Annotated in this window: 21 protein-coding genes and 1 tRNA gene; 14 read left to right on the top strand and 8 right to left on the bottom strand. The window is 66.0% G+C overall.

Translation table 11 applies throughout. The annotated features are described in order from the left end of the window. Nucleotides 1-63: 63 nt before the first annotated feature. From AC6JAC_RS07400 to guaA, 6 genes are all read left to right on the top strand, one after another. On the top strand, nt 64-1,200 hold the full coding sequence (locus AC6JAC_RS07400; RefSeq protein WP_028269499.1) for a GuaB3 family IMP dehydrogenase-related protein: 1,137 nt from the start codon (nt 64-66) through the stop codon (nt 1,198-1,200). Nucleotides 1,201-1,345: 145 nt separating this feature from the next. After that, nucleotides 1,346-3,097 (top strand): glycerol-3-phosphate dehydrogenase/oxidase, encoded by a 1,752-nt coding sequence (locus AC6JAC_RS07405; protein WP_028269498.1) that lies wholly within the window; start codon nt 1,346-1,348, stop codon nt 3,095-3,097. Between the two features lie 51 nt (nt 3,098-3,148). Beyond that, the gene (locus AC6JAC_RS07410) at nt 3,149-3,637 is read left to right on the top strand and encodes a PTS sugar transporter subunit IIA (protein ID WP_028269497.1); all 489 of its coding nucleotides are present in this window, start codon (nt 3,149-3,151) and stop codon (nt 3,635-3,637) included. A 134-nt stretch (nt 3,638-3,771) separates the two neighbouring features. Beyond that, nucleotides 3,772-4,668 (top strand): SURF1 family protein, encoded by an 897-nt coding sequence (locus tag AC6JAC_RS07415; protein ID WP_497964121.1) that lies wholly within the window; start codon nt 3,772-3,774, stop codon nt 4,666-4,668. Then, a complete protein-coding gene (locus AC6JAC_RS07420; protein WP_028269495.1) occupies nt 4,665-5,192 on the top strand; it encodes a DUF3817 domain-containing protein in 528 nt (175 codons plus the stop codon). The genes AC6JAC_RS07415 and AC6JAC_RS07420 overlap by 4 nt, the downstream gene beginning before the upstream one ends. A gap of 97 nt (nt 5,193-5,289) precedes the next feature. Continuing rightward, nucleotides 5,290-6,879 carry a glutamine-hydrolyzing GMP synthase gene (guaA, locus tag AC6JAC_RS07425; RefSeq protein WP_028269494.1) on the top strand — a complete coding sequence of 530 codons (1,590 nt, stop codon included), beginning with the start codon at nt 5,290-5,292 and terminating at the stop codon, nt 6,877-6,879. A gap of 3,798 nt (nt 6,880-10,677) precedes the next feature. Here guaA and AC6JAC_RS07430 read toward each other — a convergent pair. From AC6JAC_RS07430 to AC6JAC_RS07445, 4 genes are all read right to left on the bottom strand, one after another. Continuing rightward, entirely contained in the window at nt 10,678-11,223 is a 546-nt protein-coding gene (locus tag AC6JAC_RS07430; RefSeq protein WP_497966784.1) for a pentapeptide repeat-containing protein, read from the bottom strand. Nucleotides 11,224-11,356: 133 nt separating this feature from the next. Next, nucleotides 11,357-12,085 (bottom strand): Flp pilus assembly protein CpaB, encoded by a 729-nt coding sequence (gene cpaB, locus AC6JAC_RS07435; RefSeq protein WP_497964124.1) that lies wholly within the window; start codon nt 12,083-12,085, stop codon nt 11,357-11,359. Nucleotides 12,086-12,230: 145 nt separating this feature from the next. Next, the gene (locus AC6JAC_RS07440; RefSeq protein ID WP_028269492.1) at nt 12,231-12,470 is read right to left on the bottom strand and encodes an FmdB family zinc ribbon protein; all 240 of its coding nucleotides are present in this window, start codon (nt 12,468-12,470) and stop codon (nt 12,231-12,233) included. A gap of 138 nt (nt 12,471-12,608) precedes the next feature. Further along, a complete protein-coding gene (locus tag AC6JAC_RS07445; RefSeq protein ID WP_497964126.1) occupies nt 12,609-13,205 on the bottom strand; it encodes a 5-formyltetrahydrofolate cyclo-ligase in 597 nt (198 codons plus the stop codon). 112 nt (nt 13,206-13,317) lie between these two features. Between AC6JAC_RS07445 and galU the strand changes: the two genes are divergently transcribed. The 6 genes from galU (at nt 13,318) to AC6JAC_RS07475 (ending at nt 18,932) form a co-directional block, all read left to right on the top strand. Then, on the top strand, nt 13,318-14,223 hold the full coding sequence (galU, locus tag AC6JAC_RS07450; protein ID WP_028269490.1) for a UTP--glucose-1-phosphate uridylyltransferase GalU: 906 nt from the start codon (nt 13,318-13,320) through the stop codon (nt 14,221-14,223). A 6-nt stretch (nt 14,224-14,229) separates the two neighbouring features. Beyond that, nucleotides 14,230-14,847, top strand: a complete 618-nt coding sequence (locus AC6JAC_RS07455) for a GNAT family N-acetyltransferase (RefSeq protein WP_028269489.1) — start codon at nt 14,230-14,232, stop codon at nt 14,845-14,847. Between the two features lie 128 nt (nt 14,848-14,975). Beyond that, a complete protein-coding gene (locus tag AC6JAC_RS07460; protein ID WP_497964128.1) occupies nt 14,976-15,941 on the top strand; it encodes a hypothetical protein in 966 nt (321 codons plus the stop codon). A gap of 204 nt (nt 15,942-16,145) precedes the next feature. Continuing rightward, nucleotides 16,146-16,218: transfer RNA gene (locus AC6JAC_RS07465), tRNA-Ala, on the top strand. Between the two features lie 104 nt (nt 16,219-16,322). Then, complete coding sequence (locus AC6JAC_RS07470) at nt 16,323-17,915, top strand: ABC-F family ATP-binding cassette domain-containing protein (RefSeq protein WP_497964130.1); 1,593 nt, start codon at nt 16,323-16,325, stop codon at nt 17,913-17,915. Between the two features lie 180 nt (nt 17,916-18,095). Further along, nucleotides 18,096-18,932 carry a S1 family peptidase gene (locus AC6JAC_RS07475; protein WP_497964132.1) on the top strand — a complete coding sequence of 279 codons (837 nt, stop codon included), beginning with the start codon at nt 18,096-18,098 and terminating at the stop codon, nt 18,930-18,932. Here AC6JAC_RS07475 and AC6JAC_RS07480 read toward each other — a convergent pair. Then, nucleotides 18,913-19,296, bottom strand: a complete 384-nt coding sequence (locus AC6JAC_RS07480) for a hypothetical protein (protein WP_497964134.1) — start codon at nt 19,294-19,296, stop codon at nt 18,913-18,915. The two genes, AC6JAC_RS07475 and AC6JAC_RS07480, sit on opposite strands and share 20 nt — an antisense overlap. A gap of 167 nt (nt 19,297-19,463) precedes the next feature. Between AC6JAC_RS07480 and AC6JAC_RS07485 the strand changes: the two genes are divergently transcribed. Continuing rightward, a complete protein-coding gene (locus tag AC6JAC_RS07485; protein WP_497964136.1) occupies nt 19,464-22,172 on the top strand; it encodes a PEP/pyruvate-binding domain-containing protein in 2,709 nt (902 codons plus the stop codon). Here AC6JAC_RS07485 and zapE read toward each other — a convergent pair. From zapE to AC6JAC_RS07500, 3 genes are read right to left on the bottom strand one after another with little or no spacing between them, the layout of a single operon-like run. Continuing rightward, nucleotides 22,169-22,642, bottom strand: coding sequence for an AFG1/ZapE family ATPase (zapE, locus tag AC6JAC_RS07490; protein ID WP_497964138.1), 474 nt, complete (start codon nt 22,640-22,642; stop codon nt 22,169-22,171). The genes AC6JAC_RS07485 and zapE overlap by 4 nt on opposite strands. 11 nt (nt 22,643-22,653) lie before the next feature. Continuing rightward, nucleotides 22,654-23,649 (bottom strand): magnesium/cobalt transporter CorA, encoded by a 996-nt coding sequence (gene corA / locus AC6JAC_RS07495; protein ID WP_028269483.1) that lies wholly within the window; start codon nt 23,647-23,649, stop codon nt 22,654-22,656. A 15-nt stretch (nt 23,650-23,664) separates the two neighbouring features. Continuing rightward, nucleotides 23,665-24,159: an Lrp/AsnC family transcriptional regulator gene (locus AC6JAC_RS07500; protein ID WP_055796827.1), complete on the bottom strand. Its 495-nt coding sequence runs from the start codon at nt 24,157-24,159 to the stop codon at nt 23,665-23,667. 178 nt (nt 24,160-24,337) lie between these two features. Here AC6JAC_RS07500 and AC6JAC_RS07505 point away from each other — a divergent pair, with 178 nt between their 5' ends. Beyond that, the gene (locus tag AC6JAC_RS07505) at nt 24,338-25,579 is read left to right on the top strand and encodes an MFS transporter (protein WP_028269481.1); all 1,242 of its coding nucleotides are present in this window, start codon (nt 24,338-24,340) and stop codon (nt 25,577-25,579) included. Nucleotides 25,580-25,613: the final 34 nt, after the last annotated feature.

The following is a 25,613-nucleotide window of genomic DNA, read 5'->3' on the forward strand; positions in this document are numbered from 1 at the left end:
GTTTCCGGACCGTCTTGCGGGAGCCGCCCCGCCGTATCCCGCGTGGTCAAGTAAAGTGGTCACGTGACTTATGAGATTGAGATTGGCCGTGGCAAGCGTGGGCGTCGTGCCTACTCCCTGGATGACATCGCGATCGTCCCCAACCGTCGGACGCGTGATCCCAAGGACGTCTCCGTCGCGTGGCAGATAGATGCCTACAAGTTCGACATGCCCGTCATTGCGGCCCCCATGGATTCAGCCATGTCGCCCGAGACCGCCATTGCGCTGGGCCGCCTCGGCGGACTCGGCGTGCTGGACCTGGAAGGGCTGTGGACCCGGTACGAGGACCCCCAGTCCGTCCTCGACCAGATCGCGGCCCTGGAGGACGAGACCAACAGCCCCGCCGTCACCCGGCGGATGCAGGAGCTGTACCAGGCGCCCATCCAGCCCGAACTGATCACCTCCCGCCTGGCCGAAATCCGTGCAGCCGGGGTGACCGTTGCCGGCTCGCTGACGCCGCAGCGCACGCAGGAACACTACAAAACCGTCGTCGCAGCCGGCGTGGACATTTTCGTCATCCGGGGAACCACCGTCTCGGCAGAGCACGTCTCGAAGGACCACGAGCCGCTGAACCTCAAGCAGTTCATCTATGAGCTCGACGTCCCCGTGATCGTGGGCGGCGCCGCCGGCTACACGCCCGCGCTGCACCTCATGCGCACCGGCGCGGCCGGTGTTCTGGTGGGCTTCGGCGGCGGTGCCACCACCACCACCCGCCGGGCGCTGGGCATCCATTCGCCGATGGCCTCCGCCATCTCCGACGTCGCCGCCGCGCGCCGTGACTACATGGACGAGTCCGGCGGCCGCTACGTTCACGTTATTGCCGACGGCGGCATGGGATCCTCCGGTGACATCGTCAAGGCCATCGCCATGGGCGCTGACGCCGTTATGCTCGGCAGCGCGCTTGCCCGCGCCGAGGAAGCACCGGGCAAGGGCTGGCACTGGGGCCAGGAGGCACACCACCTCGAACTCCCGCGCGGCGACAGGGTCAACGTCGGCACCGTCGGTCCGCTCGAGGAGGTCCTCTTCGGGCCCGGCCACCACACCAACGGCACGTCCAACCTGATCGGTGCCCTGCGCCGGTCGATGGCCACCACCGGCTATTCGGACCTGAAGGAATTCCAGCGGGTCGACGTCGTAGTATCCCCCTACTCGGGAAACTGACGCACCCTCCTGCTGAAGGCACCGTGGGTGCCGGTCCCGGCGCCCCGGAACCGGCACCCATAGTGCCTTAAGCGGGGCCTGCCCATCCGCATGCCTAGGAAGTAGTCTGGTGAACTACGAGGTTTGATGCGGATGGAGGCGTGAAATGAACAGTTCTTCCGGAGGTTCGTCCTTTGCCCAGGGGGCGCTCGGCCCCGCAGCCCGGGAGGCGTCAATGGCGGCGCTCAAGGCAACAATGGAGCCGGGCAAGGAACTCGACATCCTCATCGTCGGCGGTGGCATCGTGGGTACGGGCGCCGCCTTGGACGCCGTCACGCGTGGCCTGAGCGTAGGCATCGTGGAGGCCAGCGACTGGGCCGCGGGTACGTCGTCGCGCTCGTCCAAGCTCATCCACGGCGGTCTGCGCTACCTCGAGATGCTGGACTTCGGGCTGGTCAAGGAGGCGCTTCACGAACGCGGCCTCCTGCTGTCGGAGATCGCACCCCACCTGGCCCGGCCGGTGCCGTTCCTCTACCCCCTGACCAAGCCCTTCCTGGAGCGGCCCTATGTGGGCGCCGGAATTGCCCTCTACGACGTCATGTCCATCTCCAGCGGCCACCAGCGGGGCGTGCCCTTCCACAAGCACCTGAGCCGCCGCGGGACCCTGCGTGCGGCGCCAAGCCTGAAAGACGATGCGTTTGTCGGGTCCATCCGCTACTACGACGGCCAGGTGGACGACGCCAAATACGTGGCCAACCTGATCCGCACAGCCGCGTACTACGGCGCCCACGCGGTCAACCAGACGGCTGTGGTCGACTTCCTGCGCGAAGGCGAGCGGGTGGTGGGCGCCAAGGTGGTCAACCGCGAGGACGGCTCCACGTTCAGCATCCGGGCCAAACAGGTCATCAACGCCACCGGCGTGTGGACCGATGAAACCCAGGCCATGGTGACCGACCGCGGGCAGTTGAAGGTGCGTGCGTCCAAGGGCATCCACCTCGTGGTGCCGCGCGACCGGTTCCAGTCCACCGTCGGCCTGATCCTGCGGACCGAGAAGTCGGTGCTGTTCGTGATCCCGTGGGGCCGGCACTGGATCATCGGCACCACTGATACCGACTGGCACCTGGACAAAGCGCACCCGGCGGCGTCCAGCAAGGACATCGATTACATCCTTGAACACGTCAACAAGGTGCTGAAGCGGCCGTTGACCAGGGAAGACGTGGAAGGAGTCTATGCCGGGCTGCGTCCGCTCCTTGCCGGGGAGAACGACTCGACCGCCAAACTGTCCCGCGAACACGTGGTGGCCCACCCGGTGCCCGGCCTCGTGGTGGTGGCGGGCGGAAAATGGACCACGTACCGCGTCATGGCCAAGGACGCCGTCGATGAAGCGACGCGAAGCATGGACGAACGTGTCGCCCCCAGCTGCACCGATACGATTCCGCTGCTGGGTGCCAGCGGGTTCAAGGCGGCGTGGAACCGCCGGAACCGGACGGCCGAAGAGTACGGCGTGCACGTGGCCCGGATCGAGCACCTCCTCAACCGTTACGGATCGATGGCCACGGAGGTCCTGGCGCTCATCAAGGAGAACCCGGCCCTGGCTGAACCGCTGCCCGGCGCCGACGACTACCTGCAGGCCGAGGCCGTCTATGCCGCCACCCACGAAGGCGCGCGTCATGTACACGACGTTTTGACCCGCAGGACGCGCATTTCCATCGAGTCCTGGGACCGGGGTGTGTCCGCTGTCCCGGTAGTCGCTAAGCTGATGGGAGAAATTCTTGGCTGGAGCGATGCGCAGCGCGAAAGCGAAATCAAGCATTACCTTGCCCGGGTGGAAGCTGAACGGCTGAGCCAGGAGCAGCCCGACGATGAATCTGCCGACGCCGCGCGGCTGGGTGTGGAGGACATCGTCCCGTTGCGCTGACACAAGGCGGATGACTGACCCGCGCCTCCTGCCTCACTGAAGGGACAACTCTTGGCGGAACCACTGGACCGGTACGATGCCGAACTCACCACACCGGAAATGGTGATTCTTGAGCTTGATGCCAAGGACAAGACGGATGCGGCCACCCAGCTTGCCGAACGGCTCTACGCGGCCGGCCGCGTCTCGGACCTCGACGGCTTCCTGAAGCACGTCAACGCCCGGGAGCACCAGCTGGCCACGGGGCTGCCCGGCGGAGTCGGGCTGCCGCACGCACGCAGTGAGTTCGTGTCCCGGACGTCGATTGCCGTTGGCATCACCAAGTATGGACATGCCTTGGACTTCGGGGCGGCTGACGGGCCGGCAACGGTCATCCTGTTGATTGCGACGCCGGCAAGTTCCTTCTCGGACCACCTGGAAGTACTTGCCACGCTGGCCCGCTCGCTGTCCAAGGAGTCGTTCCGCGAATCCCTGCGCCGGGCCTACGACCCCGAGGTCATCGCCGAACTCATCAACTCCAGCCTGGTGTTCTTCGACCACTAGAGATTGGGGCAGGCCCTTTCGTGTCGACTTCGTCGCCACGTAGGGACCCGGCTGCCCCACTCTAGGGCCCGCAGCTGTCCGCTCGCGCAATCGGCGGTTCGTTGTTCTACACAAGGACGAAGTACGGTTAATGGGTGTTGAAAACTGCCCTCAAACCCCGCTGGATCGCAGGCCTGGTGTTTGCGATCGTCATTTCCGGGGTTTTTATGTTGCTGAGCCAGTGGCAATTCGGCCGTTCAACCCAGCCGGAAGCACCCGTTTCGACCGGCACCGAAGAGAACAAGCCGCTCACCACAGTGCTGCAACCGGGTGACTTCTTTCACGGCTCAGTGGCGGACCAAATGGTCACCGCCAAGGGGTCCTACGATCCCGACAAGCAAGTGCTGGTCCCGGGACGGCTTTACGACGACGCCACGGGCTACTGGGTAGTGTCGGCATTTTCGGTCCAGGACGCTCCCGTCCTCAACGGCGTCGGGGCGTCGCCCCAAACGTGGATCCCGGTGGCCCGCGGATGGGTGGAGGACCCCGCGGAAGCCGGCACGCCGCCGTCGGGCATTATTGAACTGACCGGACGGCTCCTGCCGTCCGAAGCCCCGCTGCCCAACATTGCCCCCGAAGCCGGACGCGCCACGGCAGTCTCCGTGGCGGAACTGATCAATGTCTGGGAAGTCAGCAGCTATCCGGGGTTCGTGGCAGCCACTTCCGAGCTGGCGGGAGGCAGGGACGTCAGCCCGGCGGCTGTCAGCAGTGAACTGAAACCCTTGCGCATTGGTCCGCAGCCCCCGGCCCAGCAGGTGAACTGGCTCAACCTCTTCTACTCCGTGGAGTGGATCGTTTTCGCCGGCTTCGCGTTGTTCATCTGGTGGCGCATGGTGAAGGACGACTACCGCCGTGACCTTGAGGACGAGCTCGACGACGAACACGACGAACACGACGACGGGCCTCCGCCGGCCGAGCCCCACGCCAGCACAGCGGAAAATTCCAGCCCGTCTGAACAACCCAGCCCGTCTGAACAAAAGGTACAGCCATGATCGATCCCAAGCCGGCCATCCAGCCACAGCCAACCGAGACCAGCGGATCAGGCACCGCAAAAAAGGGCACCGTGAAGAAGCGCAGGTTCGGCGGAACGGAAGCCCAGATCCGGTCCGCACTCAAGTTCTACAAGGTCCTGGCGTACATGACGGGCGGAATGCTGCTGCTGCTCTGCGCCGAACTGATTGCGCGGTACGCCTTCGGCCAGTACCTGTTCGCCGGCGGAACCAACGCGGTGACGGGCCAGCCGTTTGGCTTCGGGTTCGCCGATGCCGAGCCGCAGGGCGTCCTCGGGGGAGTGAACCTCTCCGTGGCCGTGCTCATTGTGCACGGCTGGATGTACGTCGTGTACCTGATGTCCAACTTCCGCCTGTGGTCGCTGATGCGGTGGCCGTTCGCGAAACTGATCATCCTCGCACTGGGCGGTGTGGTTCCGTTCCTGTCCTTCTTCGTGGAGAAGAAGTTCCACGCAGAGGTGGAAGCGGAACTCGCAGCGAATCCGCAGGCGTCCAAGCGCTACTGACCCGCGCCGGTGTGAGATCCCTAACGCGGGAGTGGTTTTAGGCCGCGGACAGCCGTCTCAAGGTGCGACGGGGCAAGCGCCCAAGTAGTCTAGGACGGTGACTACTCCCACTGCATCCCAGACTTCCCAGAAGCCGGTGCTGGTTGTTGACTACGGTGCCCAGTACGCGCAGCTGATTGCACGCCGCGTCAGGGAAGCAAACGTGTATTCGGAAGTGGTTCCGCACACGTACAGCACCGAGCAGCTCCTGGCTAAGAACCCCGCTGCCATCATCCTTTCCGGTGGCCCTTCCAGCGTGTACGCGGAAGGTGCTCCAAGTGTGGGTGCCGACCTCTTTGAAGCCGGGATCCCCGTCTTCGGCATTTGCTACGGCTTCCAGGCCATGGCCAACGCCCTGGGCGGAAAGGTCGACAAGACCGGCCTGCGTGAGTACGGTTCCACGCAAACCACCCTCCTGGGAGAGGGCCGCTCGGTCCTCGAAGGAATGCCGCAGCACCAGAACACCTGGATGAGCCACGGCGACTCCGTGCACGAGGCGCCTGAGGGCTTCGAAGTGCTCGCGACGACGGCGGGCGCCGAGGTTGCCGCCTTCGCCAACGAAGAGAAATGCCTCTACGGCGTGCAGTGGCACCCCGAGGTAAAGCACTCGGCTTACGGCCAGCAGGTGCTCGAGAACTTCCTGTTCAAGGGCGCCAAGCTGGAACCGAACTGGACCACGGGGAACATCCTCGAGGAACAGGTGGACCGCATCCGCAAGCAGATCGGCGATGCCAGGGTCATTTGCGGCCTTTCCGGCGGCGTGGATTCGGCTGTCGCGGCTGCCCTGGTCCAGCGTGCCGTGGGCGACCAGCTGACCTGCGTGTTCGTGGACCACGGGCTGCTGCGCGAGGGCGAGGCCGAGCAGGTTGAACGCGACTTCGTGGCAGCCACGGGCGTCAAGCTCTACGTTGCCAACGAGCAGGAGCGGTTCCAGGCGGCCCTGGCCGGGGTCAGCGATCCGGAGACCAAGCGCAAGATCATCGGCCGCGAGTTCATTCGTGCCTTCGAAGAAGCCGAACTGGCCATCATCGCCGAAGCCGCTGCGCACGGCGAAAAGATCAAGTTCCTCGTCCAGGGCACCCTGTACCCCGACGTCGTCGAATCCGGCGGCGGAGAGGGTGCTGCGAACATCAAGAGCCACCACAACGTGGGCGGCCTGCCGGAAGACCTGCAGTTCGAGCTCGTTGAGCCGCTGCGGGCCCTGTTCAAGGACGAGGTCCGCGCCGTGGGCGCCCAGCTGGGACTGCCGCAGGAAATCGTCGGCCGCCAGCCTTTCCCCGGCCCGGGGCTCGGCATCCGCATCGTCGGCGAAGTGACCAAGGAACGCCTTGACCTGCTGCGCAAGGCTGATGCCATCGCCCGTGCCGAGCTGACCGCGGCCGGCCTGGACAACGAGGTATGGCAGATGCCGGTGGTGCTGCTGGCGGACGTCCGCAGCGTCGGCGTCATGGGTGACGGCCGTACCTACGGCCACCCGATCGTTCTCCGTCCCGTGTCGTCCGAAGACGCCATGACCGCCGACTGGTCACGGCTTCCGTACGACCTGCTGGCGAAAATCTCCAACCGCATCACCAATGAGGTGGAAGGCGTCAACCGGGTAGTGCTCGACGTGACCAGCAAGCCGCCGGGAACCATCGAGTGGGAATAGCAGTGTGAGTGGCCGGTCTCAGCGATGAGGCCGGCCACTTTGCTTTATTCTCGCTTTATCCGGCTCAATTTTGGCCCGCTCCAGTGTTGCGGACCCTCACTGGGCCCCGATTCGGGCTACGCTCGAAAGTATGCCGGTATGGTCCAGGGCGTCACGTGCAAGCGCAGAAAAGAAGGCAGTAGTGTCAGTTGGTCAAGGCCTCCCAGAGGGCTCCGAGGAGCTCAGGAAGTGGCTGACCGGGCTTAAACCGGTCACCGGAGCAGACACAATGCTTCGTTTCACCAAGACCCCGGAAGGCTCCATCGACCTCACGCATGCGCATCCCTCCGGACTGGCGCAGCTCATGGCGGGGCGGCGCACCCGCCTGTCCACGCTGATCCGCGACCACGATCAGTACGTGGTGGCCGCCCGGGCCTCGCGCAACCTCCGCTCCAAGATTTTCGAGCTCAGCAACGACCGCGGCATCGATGCCGGGTATTTTTCGGCCGGTACGGTGTCCTGGACGTCGGCTGTGGGCGGAAAGCCGCAGCGGGTGTCCGCTCCTGTGATGCTCACCGCCATTTCGCTGACCGTCCGTCCGGGCGAGGACGACTACGAACTCCAGCTCACGGAGCAGGCGCAGATCAATCCGGCGCTCATCCGGCACCTGAAGACCATCCACGGCATTGTCTTCGACGTCAACGCTGTGACCCGGATGGCCTACAGCACGGCCCGGTTCGACCCCCTGCCGGTCCTGGACCGCCTGGGCACGCTCATCAAGCCCATCCACGGGGCCGAGGTGGAGCACAACCTGCTCGTTTCAACGTTCGCGGACCTGTCGGGGAACCTTGAGGACCCGTGGATCAACCAGAACAACGCCCTCGTCGCTGCCCTGGCCCGTACCGCCGCCGGCGAGGCCGTGGACGTGGCCGAACTGGCGGAGGACCGCTTCCAGGACATCGACCAGCGCGACCCGGCCCAGGAACTGCTGCTTCTCGACGCCGACTCGGACCAGCAGTACGTGGTGGACGCCGTGCGCGCCGGGGACTCCCTCCTCGTCAGCAGCCCGCCGGGAACGGGCCAGACCCAGACTGCGATCAACACCATCGGCGCCCTGGTGGACGAAGGCAAGACCGTCCTTGTGGTGGGTGACCGCCGCGCCAGCCTCAGCGAGATCGGGGCCCAGCTTGAGACGCTGGGCCTGGAGTCCATCCTGTTTGCGCTCTCCGGAACGGTCACGCCCCTGCAGCTCAAGGGACAGCTGGTCCGGTCCATTATGCGGAACGAAAAGTCCCTTCAGCCCCAGCTGGAAAACCTGCACACCACCCTTGCCGAGCACCGCCACGCTCTCATGGACCATGTGGACTCCCTGCACAACGTCCGCCAGCGGTGGGGTTGCTCGCCCTACCAGGCCATGCAGTCGCTTGCTGAGCTGACGTCCATCCAGCCTGCTCCGGCCACCACAGTGCGCCTCAAGCGAAGTGTCCTGGACAACATCCGCGACCGTGAGGAACTGGCCGGCCGCCTTCACCGTGCGGCCGAACTGGGCAGTTTCAGCCGGGCCGCGACTGCCAGCCCCTGGCACGGAGCGCGGCTCCTGACCCGCAAGGAAACCGAGGAAGCGCAGGACGTTGCGCGTACGGTCGAGAAGAACCTCCCCGTGCTGCGTCACCGGATGAACGACGTGGCAGAGCACGCACAGATCCGCCTGGGTGCGACCTTCTCCGAATGGGGTGCCCAGCTCGAGTTGCTGATGGCAGTCAGGGAGAGCCTGGACAAGTTCACCCCGGACATCTTCGACCGTCCGGTCCACGACCTCATCTCCGCGACCGCCACCTCCCCGTGGCGCCGCGAACGCAACATCGAGATGCCCTCCATGCAGCGGTCCCGCCTCCGCCGCGTGGCCAAGGAATACGTCCGTCCCGGCGTGCACATCGCCGACCTCCACAGCTCCTTGGTGCTTGTCCAGGAGCAGCGGGCGCTCTGGGCGGACTACGCCACCACGCAGCGTCATCCGGCAGTGCCTTCCGGCCTGGGCGAAGTGAACGTGATGTACCGCAGCCTGGAACGCGAGCTGGCCCAGCTGGGTGCCGCCGTGAAGCACACGGCAGCAGGCGGGGACCTCCAGAACACTCCGTACGAGGAACTGATGGAACGCCTGGAGCGGCTTGTGGCCGACACCCGGACGCTCAAGACCCTCCCGGAGCGCACGCTGCTCATCGAGAACATGCGCGAGCACGGGCTCGGGGAACTGCTCGCCGACCTGGCGGATCGGGAAGTGCTCGCGGAGTCCGTTGCCTCGGAGCTGGAACTCGCCTGGTGGCAGTCAGCCCTCGAAGCCATGATCAGCGGCGACGACTACCTGGCAATGTCCGACGGCGATGCCCTGCGCCAGCTCGAAGCCGAATACCGCCTGGCGGACAATGCCCATATCGCCAGCGGTGCTGCCCGGCTGCGGTGGACACTGTCGGAGCGGTGGCGTGCCGGCATTGCCGAGAACCCGCGGCAGGCGGACCTGCTCCGCAGCCTCCTGAAGGACGGCCGCGTCACGTTGGCCGCCCTCACGGCGCAGGCCCCGGCACTGGTTCCCATGCTGGTGCCCGTGTGGTCCGTGAGCCCCTACCTCATGACCGGATTGCTGCCGGCGGAGCAGAAGTTCGACGCCGTGGTCATCCTCGACGCCGAAGCGACCTCCCTCCAGGCAGTCCTTCCGGCAATCGCCCGGGCCAAGCAGGTCATTGCCTTTGGCGACGACAAAATCGCAAGCCCGCGCACGTTCACGGTCGGCGTCGAGCGGCTCGCTGCCGGGGAGACCGCCCATCAGGCGGTGGAGAGTGCCTACACGGCGTTGTCCTCGGTGCTGCCGACCCGGCGCCTGACCTCCGCATACAGGGCAGTGGACGAGGAGCTGGTGCTGCAGCTGAGCAAGAGTTTCTACGACGGCCGCCTTCACCGGCTCCCCGAGGGGCAGACGGCCACCGGGCTCGACCGCGCGTTGCTCGTAGAATACCTGCCGGATGGCACCGGCCTTCCGAGCGCCGACCAGGAGGGCGTGGAATCCGCTGTGGCCGAGGTCAACCGGGTGGTGGGTCTGGTCTTCGAGCATGCCCGACTGCGCCCGCGGACGTCCCTCGCAGTAGTCACGGCCAGCCTCCGCCACGCAGCCCGGATCGGCGAGGCCATCCGCCTTCAGCTGCCCAACTACCCCCTGCTGGCAAGCTTTTTCAGCGCCGGACCCGAATCTTTCCGCGTGGTGGACCTGGAACGGGCACAGGGCCTGGTCCGGGACCACGTGATCTTCTCTCCGGGTTACGGCCGCACACCGCACGGCCGCGCGCTGCACAATTTTGGTCCGTTGTCCGCCGAGGGCGGCCGGGCGAAATTCGCACTCGCCATGACCCGTGCCCGGCGTTCACTGCATGTGCTGACGTGCTTCAAGCCGGAGGACCTGGACGTCACGCGCCTCAGCCACGGCGCCCTCGACTTCTATGAACTGCTGAACCGCGAGATTGCCGGCAATACCGACCTGGGGACGCCGGCGTCCCGCGCAGCAGCGAGCGAGCAGGCTCTGGGCGCCGATCCCCTGGTGGCAGACCTGGGTGACAGGCTGCGCGCCCGCGGAGCCCGGGTCTGGCACCAGTATGACGGCGTGCTTGACGTGGCCGCGGCCGCGGACCCGGTGCATTCCATCGGCCACGACGAAGCCGACATCCCCCGGCCGGTGGCCATCGAGTCAGACGGCACGGAGCAGTACCGGCGGATGAGCGTCCGTGAACGGAGCAGGCTCCGCCCACAGCTGCTGGAACGATTGGGCTGGCGCTACATGCCCTTGTGGACCATCGAGGTGTTCACGGACCCGTCCGCATGCGCGGACCGGATCGGCGGGTACCTGGGGCTGGAGAAGCCGGCTGTCACGGGCTTCACCTCCTCGTCGCAGGCGTTCTTCGAGGACGACGTGGACAACCTGACCTTAAACAGCACCGACCGGCGTAACGGGGACGCAACGGCAGCCGGTTCCGGCAGCGGCGACTCCGTCAGCGCTGGCAGTGGAGAGCCGGGCGATTCCGGCGAATCCGCCGCTCCGGACGGGCACTCGGTATCCTTGGAACAGGGCGGCAACGACCCGGAGGAGTCCGTCAGGACCCGCACTAATGCAGTGGAAAATATCAAGGACAACGGCATGGACACGAACAACAGCGCAGCGGACAGCCAAGGCGCTCCGCACCGTGAGGCGGACAATTCCGCGCCCGGCAATTCCGCGCCCGGCAGGACAGCGCCCGACAGAACGGCACCCGAGAGGGTAGCGCCTGACCGGACCCCGCAGACGGCAGGCGCCGGCGTTCCCTCGGGAGTGCTGCCCAACAAGGCTTCCGAGGATGACCCGAAGCGCTGGGGCGATCAGGGCTCTGACTACGACCACGATGCCTGGCTTCAGGAACAGAAACCGCCGCACTGGGGCTGATTTCCCCTCTGGGGGAGTGTGCCGGTCCGGACGCAGCTAGCCCTGTGCTCCGACCATGACGAAAAAGAGTTTGCCCTGCGTTGACGAGCCGGCGAGTGCTCGTGCCTGGTCCGGATCCGCTGCAACCACAATGAGCCCCTCTGTTTCGCCGGTCCCCGGCCATGGTCCGGTTTGTCCGCCCTGGCCCGATGTCCAGAGAACGGGAACCGAGGCCGCCAGGACCTGCGATTCGGCGGCCTTGCCGTAGTCGCTGCCGTTCGTCATGACGATGTTGACGAGTTGGCCGGGTGCCACGAGCTGGATGGATGAAGGGTCCGCCATTCTCAGGGGCACGGCCGCCGATCCCGGGGGAGTGCCGGCCAGCAGGCCCGGGCCGAGCAACTGCGTATCGGAGATCAGCTGGCCTTTGCGCAGCGGTCCGGCCAACTGCTTGCCCACAATGGCGGCGGTGTCAGCGAACGCTCCTGCGGGCACCATCCCTGGCGGGACCTCGACACGCACCACTTCGTTGCTTGAGAGGGCAGTGCCGGCGGGAAGGTCACGGGCGGAGGCCAGGGCAGTGACGGTGTGGGCAGGGGCCGGCGTCAGTTGCTGGACGGAACTGCCGGCAGCAGCGCACAGCAGAAGCGCGACCAGCAGCCTGCGATTGCGGTTGAGCCATGACGGGAATCGCTGCACGCCGGACACGCGCTGACGGCCGGGACGTCCCGACCGAAAGCCCGGCCGCGGCGAGGAAGGTCCGTTGTTGCGGAAGGTGAATGGCATGCCGTCAGGCTACGGTGGCGCCGTGTCGCGGTGACAGCCCGGGGAGGTCCTATGTGGAAAACCGCTAGCCGCAGCGCAGCTTCAGTGGCGGACCAACGCTGATGGCGCTCACGCGCCGGATATGGCGGCGGACGCCGGGTTCAGGTCAGCTTGCAGCTGCGGCAGCGGGAACGGCCGCCGGAGCGGCAGAGACGCTGCTGCCCTTGCTGTCGCGTGAGTCGGTCCGGTAGAAGCCGGAACCCTTGAAGACGACACCGACGCTGTTGAACTTTTTGCGCAGGGTCCCCTCACATTCGGGGCAGGAGGTGAGGGAGCTGTCGGTAAACGACTGCACGATCTCGAAGGCGTGGCTGCAGTCCTTGCAGGCGTATGCATACGTGGGCACTGGTAATCCTCCTCTGGGACAAACGAGCAGGTCCCGTGCTGCCTGGCAGGAATCGCCGCCGATTGTTCCTCGGCAGGTTCCTTCCCTTAGCAGTCGCAGGGCCTGAGTGCCAATTCTATCATCCGCGGCGAGCCGGCTTCACATCAGCTGCGCGAGGCGTGACGGTGTGACTGCCACCGGGATTTTTCGGTCGAAGGATTCAGCGGGGATACTGCCGGCGGGAAGGACTTCGTCGTCAAAGACCACCGCAGCGGCGGGCACCGGCAGGCCCTCATCTTCGAGACTCGCGAGGAACTTGTCGTAGTAGCCCCCGCCCTGGCCGATCCGGTTGCCCGATAGGTCTACTGCCGTGGCAGGGACGAAGATCCCTGCCGCTTCGCGCATGGCCTCGTTGCCGTGCTGCTTTCCGACCGGCTCATCGATGGGGGCGTAACTGCTGCGGATGAAGTCGGTCACCGGGGTCCAATAGACCCAGGAGAGTGTCCGGTCGGGTTGGCAGACCGGCAGGAGAACGCGGTGCCCTGTTCCGTGAAGCGCGGCAATGAGCGGCAGCGTGGGGGGCTCGAAGCCCACGCCCAGGTACACGGCAAAAGTGCTTCGTTCGCCGGCGGCAACCATGGTGGCCCACTGGAGGCCGTGGCGTGCAATACCGACTCCGGCGGCTTCCAGGCCGACGGGAGGGATAGCTGCACGCCGGGTGCGGTGGGCTGAGCGGATCTCGTCCTTGGATGGCATCAACGCCCGTCCTTCCATGTCAGCAGGCCCGCCGGCGGAGGCCTTGGTGAGGGCCATCCGGGGCGGTCAATGCAATTACCCAATGTTTGGTCCCTGACGCTAGATTAGTCCAGTGACTACCACCAATACTTCCGTCCGCAAGGCTGTCATTCCTGCTGCCGGACTCGGCACCAGGTTCCTACCGGCCACCAAGGCCATGCCCAAGGAAATGCTGCCGGTCGTGGACAAGCCCGCGATCCAGTATGTCGTCGAAGAGGCCGTCAACGTTGGCCTCACCGACATCCTGATGATCACCGGCCGGAACAAACGCGCCCTCGAAGACCACTTCGACCGGGTCCCGTCGCTGGAGTCAACCCTCGAAGCAAAGGGCGACACCACCAAGCTCGAAGCCATCCAGGCCGCCAGCAACCTCGGTGACATCCACTACGTCCGCCAGGGCGACCCGATGGGCCTTGGCCACGCAGTGCTGCGCGCCAAGCAGCACGTCGGCTACGAACCCTTTGCGGTGCTGCTTGGCGATGACCTGATCGATGCGCGGGACGAACTGCTCAGCAAAATGATCGAAGTCCAGGCCAAGACAGGCGGCTCGGTGGTCGCGCTGATTGAAGTGGAGCCTTCCCAGATCAGCGCCTACGGTTGCGCCGACATCGACGAGACCGACATGAACGGTTTTGTGCGGATCCGCAAGCTCGTGGAAAAGCCCGACGCCGCGGAAGCACCGTCCAACCTGGCCGTGATCGGCCGCTACGTCCTCCACCCCGCGGTCTTCGATGTCCTCGAACGCACCGAACCGGGCAGGGGCGGGGAAATCCAGCTGACGGACGCCCTCCAGGAACTGGCTGCCGGAGAAGGCGAAGGGTACGGCGTCTACGGCGTGGTATTCCGCGGCCGCCGCTACGATACCGGCGACAAGCTCAGCTACCTCAAGGCCTGCGTCCAGCTGGCCTGCGACAGTGAGGACCTCGGCCCCGGCCTGCGCGAGTGGCTGCCGCAATTCACCGCTTCACTGGCCAAGTAACGTCCCATGCGGGGCAGCATCTGGCCGGCGACGCTGGAATGCGGCGATATTGTGCTGCGCCCTATCCGGTACCGGGACCGCAAGGAGTGGATGGCGGTCCGATCCCGGAATTCTGAGTGGCTGGCTCCCTGGGAGGCCTCGAATCCGGCCCCCGGAGGGGCGCTCCCCGACTACCGGCAGATGGTCAGGTCCCTCAACGCCCAGGCTGCGCAGGCCACGGCGCTGCCCTTCGTCATCACGGAGCGGACACCGGGCCAGCGGGATCCGGTCATCGTCGGACAACTGACGGTGTCATCGATCATCTGGGGCTCCGCCATGATGGCCACGCTTGGATACTGGGTGGACAAGTCGTGTGCCGGCCGGGGAATCGCTCCCACGGCTGTTGCCATGGCCACGGACTATTGCTTCGGCAGCCTCGGTCTGCACCGGATGGAGATCAACATCCGGCCCGAAAACGGGCCCAGCCTCCGGGTTGTGGAGAAGCTTGGTTTCCGGGACGAAGGCTACCGGCCACGGTTCCTGCACATCAACGGCGAATGGGCGGACCACCGCTCGTTCGCCCTGACGTCCGAGGAAGTTCCCGAGGGGCTGCTGGCCAGGTGGCTGAGGAGCCGGCCGGCCTGACCCCGCCCGGCGTTGCCCCGACATTCTCCAAGTGTTTTCCGTCATAAATCCATTGAATTGCCACCTGCCCTGCGACACACCGGAGCGAATGCCAGAGCTGTCGGCTAATTGCTCATACGGTTTTGAATGTGGACTTCCCCCTTAGCAGCTCAGTGATCCTTGTTGTCGCTGTCGCGCTCTGGATTGTGTGGGTGGCCCCGTATGTACTGAGAAACCGCCAGCATCAGCTCCAGCCCGCAGCCGAGCTGATCTCCGAAATCAACTTTGCCGAACCCGCAGACCCCCAAGCCGGAAACGTCATGAAAATGGCCGCCCAGCAGGAGAACTCAATGGAAACCAAGCAGGCCACCGGATCCGCGCAGGGATCCCGGACACCCGCCGTCGGCCCGGGGGCGGCGACGGCGCGCCCGGGCGCACTGAGGATCCGGTACGGACGATGTGCGCTCGCGCTGGTGGGACTGGTGTCGCTGCTCACCGGGCTTGTGGCCGGCGTCTTCCTCATGTTCGGGATGGGCTCGTCCTGGTTGCCTGTCGGGGCCCTCTTGGCTGCTGTAGCGTCCGTCGCCTGGCTCCGGCGGCTGGCGGTGCGGGACCGGCGCGCCCGAATGAACGCGGCCTTCCGCGCAGCCATGACTGCCCCCGAGCGGCAGATGCGGGTTGCCGTACCTCGTCCCAGCCGGGAACCGGCCGTGGACGCCCCGGAAAGCCAGCTTTTTGATGCCGAGGCGGGAAGTAAACCAAAGGTCAAGCCGCTGACGGCCCAGGAACTGCGTGAAGCTGCCCTCGCCGAAGCCAGGGCCTCGGGCGACACCGCCTTGAGGACTGCCGCCACACCGGGATCGGCCGTCAACGCCGAAGCCAAATGGGAACCTGTCGACGTTCCCAAGCCCACTTACGTGGAAGCCGCCAAGGCCGAACGGGCCGCCCCGGAGCCGCTGGACCTGCCGGAGGCTCCGAAAGCAGTTGGCAAACCGTCCCTCAAGCAGGGTCCGGCCGCGGCACCGGCAGCCAGCGGAAGCGCTCCCAAGACCCTGACCAAGGCTCAGAGCGCCCTGAGCAACCTGGACGACGTCCTGCAGCGCCGCCGAGCCTAGCCAGCCTCTCCGCCCCGGGCAGCCGATTGCTGCCCGGGGTTTTCTATGCCCAAAACGCGCGGATGGTGGCCGGACCTGGTTCCCGAGCAGCCGTTCGGAAGCGAGACATTCCGGAGCTGGCTGGCGAAGCGCGCCGATAGTTTGTAGCCTAGGGACACCGGTTTGCCTGTTCCCGAAGTTGGTCCGAGGGAAGGGCAGCTGCCCGGGGCTATAGCTCAGTTGGTAGAGCGCTTCGTTCGCATCGAAGAGGTCAGGGGTTCGAATCCCCTTAGCTCCACAGAATAAGCTCCCTGATCCGGCGCCACCGCCGGGTGAGGGAGTTTTCTTGTTGCCGGTCCGGCACCACGCGCCCACGAACCACCCCTCGAGAGGACAGCAGCAATGAGCCTTGTCCGGCTGCATGACGTCAGCGTGCGATTCGATAACACCATGATTTTGCGGGAGGCGTACTTCCGTCTTGAGCCGGGCGACAGGGTGGGGCTCATCGGCAAGAACGGGTCCGGCAAGACCACCATGCTCCAACTCGTCCTTGACCGGATTTCCCCGGAATCCGGAACCGTTACGGTGGATCCGGGAACAAGGATCGGCTACTTTTCGCAGTTCTCCGAACTCAACGGGGAATCAACCATCACCGAGGTCCTGGACGGGCTGTTCTCTGGCATCAAGGCCGTCGAGGCCGAACTGGCGTCCATCGACACGGCCATCGCAGCAGACCCGGCCGGTGCAGAACTTGACCGGCTCATCACCCGGCAGGCCGAACTGTTCGAGGACATGGACCGCCTCGACGGCTGGGACTATCCCCGGCGGATCGACAAGGTCCTGACGACGCTGGGCTTCAGCGAGGCCCACAGGGTCTGCGCCATTGACGAACTGTCCGGCGGCTGGCGCAACCGGGCCGCCCTGGCAAAGATCCTCCTTGAGGACCCCGATGTGCTGCTGCTGGATGAGCCCACCAACTTCCTGGATGTGGCCGGCGTCGAATGGCTTGAAAGCTGGTTCCGGGATTTCAAGGGTGCCGCAATCATCGTCTCGCACGACCGGAAGTTCCTTGACGCCGTGGTCACCCGGATCATCGAAGTGGAGAACTTCCACCTGCATGAGTACCCCGGCAACTTTGGCGAATACATCGTGCAGAAACAATTCCGGCTCAAATCCCTGGAACAGCAGTTTGTGCACGAATCCGAACTGCTGGCCTTCGAGGCTGAAGGGATCGCCGACCGCCGCGAAGCCGCCAAGGCCGCCAGCCGCGGGCTGGGAAACCAACTGGCCAAGATCAAGAAGTCACGTACACCCCGCCCGGTGGACCAGATCGTCACCGAGATCTACGGCGGCCTGCACGTCAAGGACGTACTCTGCCGCGTGGAGGGGTTGGCCAAGTCCTACGGTGACAAAGCACTCTTCAACGACCTTGGCTTCGAGATCAGGCGCGGGAACCGGATCGTGGTGCTGGGCGCGAACGGCAGCGGAAAATCCACCCTCCTGAAAGTGCTGACGGGTGAGGAAGAAGCAGACGCCGGCGTGGTCTCCTGGGCAAAGGGTCCCGGCTTCGTTTCCTACAACCGGATGCTTGAAGAGCTCGACGACGCCGACACCGTTTCGCACGCAGTCAACGCCCTGCCGGACAGCCTGGCTTTCAGCGCCACCAGAAAGTCTGTCAACCGGTTCCTGGCAATGTTCCAGTTCTCCGAAGCGGATCTCAAGCAGAAAATCGGGAACCTCTCCGGCGGCCAGAAAGCCCGGGTCGCGATGGCGCAGTGCCTGCTGTCCGGCGCGTCGGTCCTGTTGCTTGACGAACCCACCAACCACCTGGACCTGTCCAGCACCCAGGTCATGGAACGGGCCCTGATGCATTTTCCAGGTGCCGTTGTGGTGGTCAGCCATGACCGGTTCTTCAGTGAAAAGATCGCCAACCGTTACCTGGTCTTCGGTGCCGACGCGGCCCTGCCCGGTGAGGTCGAGGTGCGTGCCGCGTAGCTGTCACCGCCCCGGTATTTGAGGGCCCGCATCCAATCGCGCTTGACGGCCGCTTGCGGGGAGGAGCAGAGTTATGGTGCTGCGACTGGGGGCAGATGTGTGATCTCCGGGGACCTGGGTTCGTTCCGGTTCCTTCACCACATCCGCAAATAGCTTCAGGCACTGATGAGGAGCAACCTCATGCGCAACAGAATCCCCCCGCAGACCACGCCCCGCGAAGGCGGAATATTCCTGGATTCCGAACGGCGGCACCGGCGCGTCGTGGCCAGGCTGCTGTCGTCGGTCTTTGCGGCAGTCCTTGCGGCCGCAACGGCCACGCCGGCCCAGGCCGTTTACAACGGAAGCAGGGCGGACTCGGACGACTACGCGTGGGCCGCCAAGGTCCAGCTGGCCTACCCGGAAGGGATTGCTTCCTGTACGGGGTCCCTGATCAAGGAAGACGTGGTGGTCACGGCGGCGCATTGCATCAGCAACAACGGACGGAGTCCGTCCGCCATCGACGTGACATTCCACTTCGGCCAAAAGCGTTCCGCATACACCGTGGGGGTAACAAAGGCCGTTGCTTCGCCGCACTACAACCCCGCGCTGATCAAGGACGACATTGCCCTGCTTTTCCTGCAGTCTGCGGTCTCGGAGCCCACCGTTCAGCTGGCCTCCACGCCCGCTCCCGTCGGGGAGGAAGTAACGGTGGCCGGTTACGGCTGCACCGGGGACCCGTTCAACGCGGCAGAACCGTGCGACCCGGCGCGCCGGCTTATGGAAACCCAGCTCACGACAGTTCCTGCCGAATCTTGCCCGGACATTGCGGGACCCTGGCAGTTCTGCACGTTTTCGCCGCACACCACAGCCAACCGCGGCGATAGCGGTGGTCCCGTCGTCTGGTCCGACCACGGTGAACAGAAGCTGGTGGGTGTAACGAACGCCATCGAACTGCCGCCGTCACCGGCCTACCTGAACCTGTCGGCCTCGATTCCGTACGAGCTGGACTGGATCAAGGCTACCGCCGGCCTGCGCTGACCGTCTTGAGCACCCCGCGAACGGACATTCCCACGGCACAAACCACCGGAACCAGTCCCAGCAGAAGGGTAAGCGTGTTGGCGCGGAACACCACCCGGCCCTGCGCGTTCGTCGTGTAGGCGCCGAGCGGGAGGACGAAGCCGCCTCCTCCGCCGCCTTCCGCGCCGCCGGCGCTCGTGGGAGCGCTTGCGACGGCGGGACTGCCTCCGCCCGTGGTACCGGAGTCGCCGCCGCCGCCGAACCCGAAGGACACCAGCGCCACGGGAACGAGTTCCTCACCGCCCACCTGTACCGGAGCGCCGTAAGCCCTCGCCACACCCACGTTCCTGAATGCCTCCACGAGGGAGGAAAATGCATCAGCCATGGACCCACCTTAGGGACCCGGGCCAGGCAGCGGAAGGGCCTCGGATCAGCTCCCCTTCCGGTGGCGTCGGGCCATGGCATGACGCCTCCCCACGTGCCAGTATGTTGTGAATCAGGGGCTGCGTGGCCCCCGCCGGACAGGAGGCGCCGCCGTCATGGACTACATCGATGATTTCAGCGAGGTCGGCAGGAGCGACGTCCCGACGGCGGGGGGGCAAGGGTGCCGGGCTCGGCGAACTGGTTCGGGCAGGACTTCCCGTACCGCCGGGATTCCTGCTCAACACGGCCGCCTACGAGCTGTTCGTCCACAGCAACGAGCTGGCCGAACGCATCCAGGAGTACGCCGCGTTGCCGCCCTCCGCGAGCGCCCAGGACTACGAGGACGCCTCGGCACGGATCCGGGGGCTGTTCGCCGGCGGAATGATCCCGGAAGCGATAGCAGCCGAACTCCGCGCCGCCTATCACCAGCTGGGCCCCGCCCCGGACTCCGGCCCTGCCCCGGACTCCGGCCCCGGCCCTGGCGAGGGCGCCGGCCTTGGCGAAGGCACGGAACCGGCGGTGGCGGTACGGTCGTCGGCCACCGCCGAAGACCTCGCCTCGGCCAGTTTCGCCGGCCAGCAGGACACGTTTCTCAACGTGCGGGGCGCCGACGCCCTGATGGAGGCGGTCATCACCTGCTGGTCTTCCCTCTGGACCTCCCGCGCCATGGCCTACCGTTCGCGGGAGGGCATCCGGCCGGACCAGGTCCGGTTGGCTGTGGTGGTCCAGCAGATGGTGGACGCGGATGCCGCCGGCGTGATGTTCACTGCCAACCCCGCCACCGGTCGCCGCGACCAGATCGTGATCGGTGCCGCGTGGGGCCTGGGCGAATCCGTGGTGAGCGGAGCCGTTTCCACCGACGACGTCGTCGTCGAGGCTGCGACAGGGACGGTGGTTTCCCGCCGGACGGCCGACAAGGAAGTCATGACGGTCTATGCCGGCCGGGGCACGCGGGAGGAGCCCGTGCCGGCGTTCCGCAGGCATCAACCGGTACTGGACGATGCCGCTGCGGCCACCCTGGCGGGTTACGGGGCACGCATCGCCCGGCACTTCGGTTCCCCGCAGGACATCGAGTGGGCGCTGGTAGGCAACGAATTCTTCATCCTGCAGTCCCGGCCCATCACTGCGCTGCCCGAGCCGGCCGGGGAGACCCCGCGCGACTGGAGCGTGCCCTACCCCAAGGGGCTCTACTTCCGGGCCAGCATCGTGGAGCAGCTGCCCGATCCGCTCTCGCCCCTGTTTGCGGACCTGATCGATGGCTCGGTCTCGCGGTCCCTGAACGCCCTGATGGACGAGGCGTTCGGCAAAAGCAGCCTCCGCACCGGCGATCTGGGCCTTCCCGCGATCAACGGCTACGCCTATTACTACTACCGCACGGCGGCCTTGTGGCGGCTGATGGGAAAAACGCCGGCCGCTGTCCGCGCCCTCATCCGGGGCGAAGCCCACATGGGGATCCAAGGCTGGCGAGACTACTCGCACCCGCGCTACGTGCGCGTGGTGGAATCCTGGTCGGCCAAGCCCGTTGCAGACCTCACCGGGCAGGAGCTCCTCGAGGGGGTGTCGGCCCTCCTGGATGCCGGAACCGTGTACTACACAGCAGTACAGTCCATTATTCCGGTCGCGACATCCAGCGAACTCGCCTTCCAGAAGTTCTACGACAGGTTCGTCCGGCAGGACGGCGACCCGACTGCGCCGGCGTTCCTGCTCGGCTACGACAGCGAACCCATCCGGGCGGAAAAGGCACTCTTCGACCTGGCCCGCTGGTCGCTAACAGTCCCTGGGCTCGCCGAAGCCATCCTGGGGACGCCAACCAAATCCCTCGCCCGGGCACAGGCTTCGGGGACGACTCCGGAGGAGATGGATCCAGGTCTGTGGGGGCAGTGGCAACACCGCTTCCAGCTGCACCTGGACCACTACGGGCACACGGTGTACAACCTTGACTTCGTCAACCCCGTGCCGGCAGACGACCCGTCGCCGCTGCTGGACACGCTGAAGTTCTACCTGCGCGGGCAGGGCAACGACCCCCACCGCCGGCAGGCGCTCGCTGCCGGCCGGCGCGAGGACAGCACCGAAACGATACTTTCCCGGCTGCACCCGGCCCGCAGGTCCGTCTTTGTGCGTTTGCTCCGGTGGGCGCAGGGGGCGGCGCCGATCCGCGAGGACGCCCTCGCCGACGTCGGACTCGGTTGGCCCCTGATGCGGCGCATGCTCCGCGAACTGGGGCAGCGGCTGGCAGCCGCCGGACTCATCGCCGAGCCCGGCGATGTGTTCTGGCTTCGGTACGGGGAACTCAGCAGCGCCGTCGAATTCGGCCTTGCCGCCGCCAGCAGCCCGGCGGCCATCACCGGTGCCGGCCGGCCCGTCCTGGCGGAGGCAGTCGCGGAGCGCAAGATGCGGTGGCGGGGTCAGCGCAATGCGTCTCCGCCGCAAATGCTGCCCGAGATCCGGTGGCTGCAGAAATCCCTCGCGGGGATGATGCCGGAAGGATCCCAGGACCAGGAAGGGAACACCATCAAAGGAGTGGGCGCCAGCCAGGGCCGGGTCAGCGCTCCGGCCCGGGTGCTGGCCGGTCCCGAAGACTTCTCCCGGATGCAGCCGGGGGAGGTTCTGGTGGCGCGCATCACCACTCCCGCCTGGACCCCGCTGTTTGCCATGGCATCCGCCGTGGTCACGGACGTTGGCGGGCCGCTGAGCCACGGCTCCATTGTGGCCAGGGAGTACGGCATCCCGGCGGTGCTGGGCACCGGGGTGGCAACCCGCCGGATCGCCAGCGGACAGCAGATAGAGGTCGACGGCGGCGCCGGCACCGTGACGCTCGTTCCGGCCGCCCGGGGCTAGCTTCCGGACGAAGGCCCTTCCGGCAGGTCTTCATCGGATTCAACGCGAAGCAGGAGGGACAGCGGGCTGCCGGCGCCGAAATCCGGGAGCGCCGCACCGACAACGAACAGCGTGACGTCCGCGGCAAACAGCAGCTCCACCACGTCGAGGAAAAGGCGCCACTCCGGCGTTCCGACGGCAACAGCCTGGGCCGGAATGCCGTCCACCACCCACTCGCCGAACCGGGCAGCCAGCGCGGCAAAGTCCCCGGCGGACGCCGGTCCGCCGGTGAGTTCGCGGAAGCCGACCCACAAGAGGTCGCCTTCGGCGCTTTTCACGGCCAGCGGTTTGCCGGCCACGTCAAGGGTTCGCCGCTGGCCGGGCGCGGGTTCAAACAGGCCGAACGTGCCCAGCTGGCGGGCTGAGCCGGGAATGAGCAGCCTGCCCGGCCGGTAAGGGGGCTGCTGTCCGGCATCGAATACATCCGACATGCCGGTGGCTCCTAGAGCCAGCCCTTCCGCTTGAAAATGGCGTACATCAGCGCGGCGGTGGCCGCCATCATGGAGATCGCCAGGGGGTATCCGAGCGTCCAGTGCAGTTCCGGCATGTGGTCAAAGTTCATGCCGTAGACGCCTGCCACGAAGGACGGCGCGAAGAAGATGGCCGCCCACGACGAGATCTTCTTGACCTGCTCGTTCTGCTGGGCGCTTGCCTCGTTCTGCCGGTTGGCGGTCAGGGTGCCGTCCAGGGTGAGCGCATTCTGGAGGATGTCCCGGAAGGTGTCGGCACGTGAAATCAGCCGCTCCACGTGGTCCTCGACGTCGCGGAGGTGGTGCTGCAGGTCCGTGTTGACTTCGTACTTGTCGAACCCGCGCCGGAGCAGCTGCATCATTCCCGGCAGCGGATGGATGGCCCGCTGGAACTGGATCACTTCGCGGGCAAGCTCGTAGATGCGCCGGGAGACCGCGGAGTCCCCGCTGAACAGCTGGTCCTCGATCTCGTCAATGTCGTTTTCCAGGCCCGCAACCACGGGTACGTAGTCGTCCACCACCCGGTCCATCAGGGCGTAGAGCACGGCCTCGGGCCCGTGGGACAGGAGTTCCGGGCGGCTCTCCAGCCGTTGCCGTACCTGGGCCACGCCGGCTGTCTCCGCGTGCCGGACCGTGATCACGAAGTTCTTGCCCGTGAAGACGTGCAGTTCGCCGAACTCCACCGTTTCCGTTTCATCGAGGTACCGCGCCGGGCGGAGCACAGTGAAGAGGACGTCGTCATAGCGTTCCAGCTTGGGCCGCTGGTGGGCCGAAATGGCATCCTCCACTGCGAGCAGGTGGAGGCCGAACTCCTCTGCCACTGCAGACATTTCGGCCTCGGTGGGCCGGTACAGCCCGATCCAGGCCATGCCGCCATGGTCCGCCAGTGTCTCAAAGGTCTGCTCGAGGTTGTACGGCTCTGCGGTCCGGTGGCCGTCCACGTACACGGCGTTGTCAATGATGGTCACGAGTCATTATCCCAGTCACTTGCGTGGTGCCGCCTCAGCCCGGCTCTGCGCGAGCCGGCTGATGAGCGGTTCCGTCCGGTAGGGGATGTGCGTATGCAGCGCCAGGACGGTCTCCGTGCGGATCACGCCCTTGATCCTGAGGATCGAGCGCAGCGCTGTTTGCAGGTTGTGGGTATCCGTTGCCACCACCCGGCACCAGACGTCTCCGCGCCCGGAGATCTCGTGGACCTCCAGGACCTGCGGGATCAGGCGCAAGGCGCCCACCACTCCGTCAAGTTCCCGGTGGCTGACTTCGATCGTCACGAACGCGACGACGTCGTACCCCACCGCCTCAAGGTCAATTTCCCGTCCGCCGTCGTGCAGCAGGCCGGAACGGAGCATCCGGCGGACCCGCGACTGCGCCGTGTTGCGGGCGATGCCCAGGGATTCGCTCAGTTCGCCGATCTGCACCCGGGGGTCGCGGATCAGTTCGAGCAGGATTCTCAGATCCGTGTTGTCCAGGCTGTTCAAATCATCACTCCGGGTTATATCCGTCAGGCATCATTGACTATTTTGATCAATATTGGCACGAATATTGATAGCCAGGGTCATGAGTAGACCATCCTGTAGGTAACAATTTCTTTCGCCCGGCCCGCGGTGTTCCCACAAGGAACGGCCCGGGGCAGGCACTGCAGGCAAAGGCACGTAGATGACTGTCTTCAGCGAACTCCGCATGCGTCCGGCTACCGCCGGGGGCTGGGCATGGGACGCTTCCACTACGGCACGGCTGGTCATGGCCGGCGTGGTGATCTTCACGCTCCTAGTTGGCGCGAACCTCGCGACCCCGCTGTACCCGTTGCTCCAGGCGAATCTTGGCATCGGGTCCTTCGGAATCACCGTGGCCTTTTCCGCCTACGTCCTGGCCCTGGTGTCCACTCTCATGCTGGCAGGGCACTGGTCCGATCACATCGGCCGCCGGGCGGCGCTGCTCCTCGCCGTGGTGGTCGGCCTGTTCGGCGGAATGATCTTTGCCAACGCGGACAGCCTGGCGATGCTGTCCGCCGGGCGCGCCTTCCAGGGTGTTGCCGTTGCCCTCGCCACCGGCGCAAGTTCAGCGGCGCTGCGCGAACTGCTACCCACGCGCCCCGACTGGGCTTCACGCTTCACCCTGCTGGCATCCGCCGGGGGAGTGGCGGCCGGTCCGGCCATCGGCGGAATCCTGTCCCTCCTGCCGGGACCGACCTCCACGCCCTACTACCTTCATTCGGTGGTCCTCATCGCCATGCTGGTGCCCCTGTACCTGCTCAAGGCGCGGCCGGCCATCACCTCCGTCTCGGGGCCGCAGCCGCTCAAGGTACTGGCACCCCGCCGCCCGTCCGTTTCGCGGGAAGCCCGCGGTGCCTTCTGGCTGGCCTCCGCCGTGGGGTTCCTGAGCTTTACCGTTTTCGGATTTTGCTTGTCGCTGGCTCCGGGCTATTTTGCCCAGATCGTCGGCGCCGACTCCCGCCCGCTGATCGGCGTGCTCGCCGGATTGACCCTCGGCGCTTCCGCCCTCAGCCAGCTGCTCGCCGTCCGCGGGAGGTTTGTGGTGCCTGCCGGCCTGGCTGTACTGGCGGTATCGGTGCTGCTGATTGCCGCTGCCGCCGCCTGGACCAGTCCGTGGCTGCTCATTGCGGCCAGCCTCGCCGCGGGTGTTGGCCAGGGCGTGGCCTTCCGGACCGTGTTCAACGACGTGGCCGGAAAAGTCGAAGCATCACGCCATGCCCAGATCATCAGCACGGTCTACGTGATCACCTACCTCGGCAGCGCTCTCCCGGTGATCGGGCTGGGACTTGCGACGGCCGCCTACGGGCTGCAGGCGGCCGTGACGGGCTTTGTGGTGCTCTGCGCTGTCGCGGCGTTCGCCCTGGCTGCCGTGACGCTGGCTGCCGCACTCCGCCAGCCGGCCTGAGCCACCCGCCGGGCGTCCGGGGCTGCGGCGCCAC

The organism is Arthrobacter sp. KUASC02, from assembly GCF_059739395.1.

Coding starts and splice junctions, on each gene's coding strand:
- AC6JAC_RS07405 (WP_028269498.1), top strand. CDS start 1,346: ATGAACAGTTCTTCCGGAGGTTCGTCCTTTGCCCAGGGGGCGCTCGGC.
- AC6JAC_RS07445 (WP_497964126.1), bottom strand. CDS start 13,205: ATGCCATCCAAGGACGAGATCCGCTCAGCCCACCGCACCCGGCGTGCA.
- cpaB (WP_497964124.1), bottom strand. CDS start 12,085: ATGCCATTCACCTTCCGCAACAACGGACCTTCCTCGCCGCGGCCGGGC.
- AC6JAC_RS07470 (WP_497964130.1), top strand. CDS start 16,323: ATGAGCCTTGTCCGGCTGCATGACGTCAGCGTGCGATTCGATAACACC.
- AC6JAC_RS07475 (WP_497964132.1), top strand. CDS start 18,096: ATGCGCAACAGAATCCCCCCGCAGACCACGCCCCGCGAAGGCGGAATA.
- AC6JAC_RS07485 (WP_497964136.1), top strand. CDS start 19,464: ATGATTTCAGCGAGGTCGGCAGGAGCGACGTCCCGACGGCGGGGGGGC.
- AC6JAC_RS07480 (WP_497964134.1), bottom strand. CDS start 19,296: ATGGCTGATGCATTTTCCTCCCTCGTGGAGGCATTCAGGAACGTGGGT.
- zapE (WP_497964138.1), bottom strand. CDS start 22,642: ATGTCGGATGTATTCGATGCCGGACAGCAGCCCCCTTACCGGCCGGGC.
- AC6JAC_RS07455 (WP_028269489.1), top strand. CDS start 14,230: ATGCGGGGCAGCATCTGGCCGGCGACGCTGGAATGCGGCGATATTGTG.
- AC6JAC_RS07505 (WP_028269481.1), top strand. CDS start 24,338: ATGACTGTCTTCAGCGAACTCCGCATGCGTCCGGCTACCGCCGGGGGC.
- AC6JAC_RS07420 (WP_028269495.1), top strand. CDS start 4,665: ATGATCGATCCCAAGCCGGCCATCCAGCCACAGCCAACCGAGACCAGC.